We start from the raw sequence: 1,031 nt of genomic DNA, 5'->3' as shown, positions 1-1,031 counted from the left end.
CGATCCTTGGCGCCCTTGCCCTGCTCCACGCGCAACAGCTGGCGCTCCCCGTCGATGTCGGCGACCCGCACCGCCAGCACCTCGCTCAGGCGCAGCCCGCAGCCGTAGCAGAGCGTCAGCATCATGCGCTGGCGCGCATCGCGACAGGCTCGCAGAATGGCCGCGACCTCTTCGCGCGTGAGCAGCTCCGGGATGCGCTGCGGGCGCTTGGGCAGCGTCACCTCCAGATTCACCGCGGGCCAGTCCAGGACCTCCAAATAGAAAAAGCGGATGCCGTTGTAGAACAGCCGCACGCTGGCCGGAGCCAGTGCACGCTCGCGCACCAGGTGCTCGAAGTACGCGCGCAAGTCCTCCGGTGCAAGGCAATCGGGCGCGCGGTGGGTGAACTTCGCCAGATCCCGCACGGCGGCGAGATCGCTCTCATGGGTGCGCGGGGAGAAACCATGCATCTGCATGGCCACGATCATGCGTTGACGCAACGCTGTCATCGTCCGGTCCTCTGGCAACGACCCCGATTGGGTCATGGCGAGTGTGGACGACGAGGCGTGGAAGCGCTGTCAGGCGCGGGTGAGCGACGAGGCTCTTCAAAGGCCCGCGGAGCGGATTAGTTCAACGCCAATTTCAGCCGGCCGCTGGCACGACGCAGCAGGTTGACCTGAGACAAGTCTGCGGCTCGGCTGGAAATTCTTGTTATGCGCTTTTGCGCGGAGGTTGATATGTATCTCTATATTTTTGAAGATGGAGAAGTTCGAAAAGGTGCAGAAATCACTGATGATGACGTTGCGTCAGTGGACGCAGGAATTCTAACTATCATCGACTGTGAGACGCAACAAGAGCTTTGCGACGGGCAATGGTGCGATTTGAAACTCACATCTGATCCGTGGTGACGCATAACTATTAAGCATTTATCCATCGGGCGCATGGCTGTGAGCGTGGTCTCGCTCCGACGCTGGCGCGCCCGATGGATAAATGTCTGTTGGACTAATCCGATCCTGGCACGACGCCGCCGACCGCGCGGATGCGGGCATGCC

2 protein-coding genes are annotated in these 1,031 nt (G+C 61.3%); one reads left to right on the top strand and one right to left on the bottom strand.

Going from position 1 to position 1,031, the window contains the following annotated elements:
• Window positions 1-488 (bottom strand): tyrosine-type recombinase/integrase (locus G3446_RS26910; RefSeq protein ID WP_164456710.1); only part of this gene is annotated, 488 nt, incomplete at its 3' end.
• Between the two features lie 228 nt (window positions 489-716).
• On the opposite strand from G3446_RS26910, the gene G3446_RS26905 reads away from it, so the two are divergent.
• Window positions 717-887 carry a hypothetical protein gene (locus G3446_RS26905; protein ID WP_164456709.1) on the top strand — a complete coding sequence of 57 codons (171 nt, stop codon included), beginning with the start codon at window positions 717-719 and terminating at the stop codon, window positions 885-887.
• Window positions 888-1,031 lie beyond the last annotated feature (144 nt).

This window comes from Thiorhodococcus minor, assembly GCF_010820565.1.
Classification (GTDB): Bacteria; Pseudomonadota; Gammaproteobacteria; order Chromatiales; family Chromatiaceae; genus Thiorhodococcus; species Thiorhodococcus minor.
Note: the sequence above shows the minus strand (reverse complement) of the source record. Positions and strands in the feature narration are given on the sequence as shown.

Bases quoted from the DNA above. Each gene is read 5' to 3' on its own strand.
- G3446_RS26905 (WP_164456709.1), top strand. From the start codon at position 717: ATGTATCTCTATATTTTTGAAGATGGAGAAGTTCGAAAAGGTGCAGAA.